The following is a 2685-nucleotide window of genomic DNA, read 5'->3' as shown; positions in this document are numbered from 1 at the left end:
TCATTATCGCCAAAGCGGATTTCCTCGGTCGCAACGGTATCGTTTTCATTGATCAGCGGAATGGCACCATGGCCAAGCAGGGCATTGAGCGTCCCGCGGGCATTCAGGTAGCGACGACGGCCTTCCATATCCTCAAGCGTGACCAGCACCTGTGCCATGGTCAGGCCATTGCGACCAAGCGCCTCTTGCCAGACCTGTGACAGGCTGATTTGGCCGGTGGCGGCGGCGGCCTGCTTGTCGGCCAGACTGATCGTGCGGTGATCAAGGCCGAGCAAACGACGGCCTAGGGCGATCGCACCGCTGGAGACCACAATCACCTCGACCCCGCGTTCGCGCAGAAGGGCGATATCATCAGCCAATGCTTCAAGCCAGGCACGACGCAGCTTGCCGGTATTTTCATCAACCAGCAGGGCCGAGCCCACCTTTATGATCAGGCGCTTTGCATCCGCCAGGGCATTGCTTGTCACGGCTGGAAGCCCTCGTCTTCGCGGCCTTCCCTCGCACGGCGTTCACGTTCGCCTTCGATATAGGCGCGGATTTCGCGATGGATTTCCTTGAGCCCCTGCTGGGTCACGCCGGACACGACATAGACCTTTTTGCCGATACCCTTTTCAAGGATCTGGCGCTGCTCCTCGACCATTTCGGGCAGGAGCTGATCAGCCTTGGACAGGACAACGATTTCGGGCTTTTCGACCAGTTCTTCGGCGTAGCCTTCAAGTTCTTCACGCACCGTCTTATAGGTCGCGACCGGATCTTCTTCGGCGCAATCGATCAGGTGGACCAGAACTTCGCAGCGTTCGATATGGCCAAGGAAACGGGTACCGATGCCCTTGCCTTCGGATGCGCCTTCGATCAGGCCGGGAATGTCGGCCAGAACAAATTCGTGATCATCGACATTCACAACCCCCAGCTGCGGATGCAGGGTGGTGAAGGGATAATCGGCAATTTTCGGACGCGCATGCGAGGATGCGGCAAGGAAGGTCGATTTGCCGGCATTCGGCAGACCAACAAGGCCGGCATCGGCAATCAGCTTCAGGCGCAGCCACACCCACATTTCCTCTGCCGGCCAGCCTTCTTCGGCACGACGCGGTGCCTGGTTGGTGGAGGATTTGAAATGCGTGTTGCCACGGCCGCCATCGCCACCCCGGCAGAGCAGATAGGTCTGACCCGGTTCGATCATATCGACAATCAGGGTTTCGCGATCTTCGGCAAGAACCTGTGTTCCGACCGGGACCTTAATCGTGATGGATTTGCCGGACCGGCCAGTACGCTGCCGGCCCATGCCATGCATGCCGACTTCAGCCTTGAAGTGCTGCTGATAACGGAAATCGATCAGGGTGTTGAGGTTCTCGACCGCCTCGAGGATGATGTCGCCACCGCGACCGCCATCGCCGCCGTCCGGCCCGCCATACTCGATATATTTTTCACGGCGGAAGCTGACCGAACCGGCACCGCCGCGGCCACTGCGCACATAAATCTTGGCTTCATCGAGAAACTTCATAACCGGTCCTTCGGGCGCACCCGTTTATCACTTTATATTGGCTCCCCGGTGCGCGAGGGACGCGCAGCGACGGGGTCCGAAATTCTATATCACATAAAACAAGGGAGGAATGATTGCTCATTCCTCCCTCGAAAATCTTGCTACGTATCGCGCAGCCGACGGGAGGCTTACGCCTCGGCCGGAACGACGGTTACGTAGGTACGACCCTTGAAGCCCGACTTGAACTGGACAGAACCGTTCACAGTCGCAAACAGGGTGTGGTCTTTGGCGAGGCCAACATTGTCACCGGCATGGAACTTGGTGCCACGCTGACGAACGAGAATGTTGCCTGCAACAACTGCCTGACCACCGAATTTTTTAACGCCGAGACGGCGACCTTCGGAGTCACGACCGTTGCGCGAACTACCACCAGCTTTCTTATGAGCCATGAAACTCTCCTAAAACTGCATCTCAACCTGATAAATCAGGCTTTGATGTCCTTGATGCGCAGAACAGTCAGGTTCTGGCGATGACCATTTTTACGACGGTAGTTATGCCGGCGCTTTTTCTTGAAAACGATCACCTTGTCGCCCTTGGCCTGCTCGAGAACTTCTGCGGTAACAGAAGCACCTTTGACCAACGGAGCACCAACCTTCGGCGCACCGTCGCCAGCAACCATGAGAACTTCTTCAAGTTTCACGGTGTCACCGGCCTGGGCAGCGATCTTTTCGACTTTGATAACGTCGTTGGCAGCAACTTTATACTGTTTGCCGCCAGTTTTGATGATTGCGTACATCTAAAAGTTCCTGAAAAACATTCTGGAAACACAAACGCGCAGCTCGGTGCCGCTGCTAACAGATACCGAACCGCTGCGAAGAACGGGTGAATTACCGCTTTTGCCCCAAAGAGTCAACCACAGAGTGACCTTTTACGCCGCCCGGGATCGCATGCCAAAGCCGCAGATTTGAGCGAGCTTGCCAGACTTGCAAACCGGTTCAAACATCGCGCCCCAAAAGCCCAGGCAAAAGAGTTCGGTGAAATTTGAGATTTCCCTCTTGCAATCTGGCGCTCATCCCGGTAAACACCGCCTCGAACGCCAAGACCACACATGCGGAGAGGTGCCGGAGTGGTCGAACGGGGCGGTCTCGAAAACCGTTGTACTAGCAATAGTACCGTGGGTTCGAATCCCACCCTCTCCGCCAAAC

At 56.5% G+C, this 2685-nt stretch carries 4 protein-coding genes and 1 tRNA gene; 1 reads left to right on the top strand and 4 read right to left on the bottom strand.

What is annotated here, in order from left to right; genetic code table 11:
- From B2T33_RS19625 to rplU, 4 genes are all read right to left on the bottom strand, one after another.
- Positions 1-467 (bottom strand): glutamate 5-kinase (locus B2T33_RS19625; protein ID WP_414716651.1); only part of this gene is annotated, 467 nt, incomplete at its 3' end.
- Positions 464-1501 (bottom strand): GTPase ObgE, encoded by a 1038-nt coding sequence (obgE, locus tag B2T33_RS19620; protein ID WP_286792937.1) that lies wholly within the window; start codon positions 1499-1501, stop codon positions 464-466. The genes B2T33_RS19625 and obgE, both read right to left, overlap by 4 nt.
- A 167-nt stretch (positions 1502-1668) precedes the next feature.
- Positions 1669-1929 (bottom strand): 50S ribosomal protein L27, encoded by a 261-nt coding sequence (gene rpmA / locus B2T33_RS19615; RefSeq protein ID WP_008889409.1) that lies wholly within the window; start codon positions 1927-1929, stop codon positions 1669-1671.
- 35 nt (positions 1930-1964) lie between these two features.
- Positions 1965-2276: a 50S ribosomal protein L21 gene (rplU, locus tag B2T33_RS19610; RefSeq protein ID WP_008889408.1), complete on the bottom strand. Its 312-nt coding sequence runs from the start codon at positions 2274-2276 to the stop codon at positions 1965-1967.
- A gap of 316 nt (positions 2277-2592) precedes the next feature.
- On the opposite strand from rplU, the gene B2T33_RS19605 reads away from it, so the two are divergent.
- Positions 2593-2682, top strand: a tRNA-Ser gene (locus B2T33_RS19605).
- Positions 2683-2685: the final 3 nt, after the last annotated feature.

This window comes from Thalassospira sp. UBA4513 (genome assembly GCF_002388495.1).
Classification (GTDB): Bacteria; Pseudomonadota; Alphaproteobacteria; order Rhodospirillales; family Thalassospiraceae; genus Thalassospira; species Thalassospira tepidiphila.
This window is presented reverse-complemented; position numbering and strand designations above follow the sequence as displayed.

What these genes read in the sequence shown, in the direction of transcription:
- rplU (WP_008889408.1), bottom strand. Translation starts at nt 2,276, where the DNA reads ATGTACGCAATCATCAAAACTGGCGGCAAACAGTATAAAGTTGCTGCC.
- rpmA (WP_008889409.1), bottom strand. Translation starts at nt 1,929, where the DNA reads ATGGCTCATAAGAAAGCTGGTGGTAGTTCGCGCAACGGTCGTGACTCC.
- obgE (WP_286792937.1), bottom strand. Translation starts at nt 1,501, where the DNA reads ATGAAGTTTCTCGATGAAGCCAAGATTTATGTGCGCAGTGGCCGCGGC.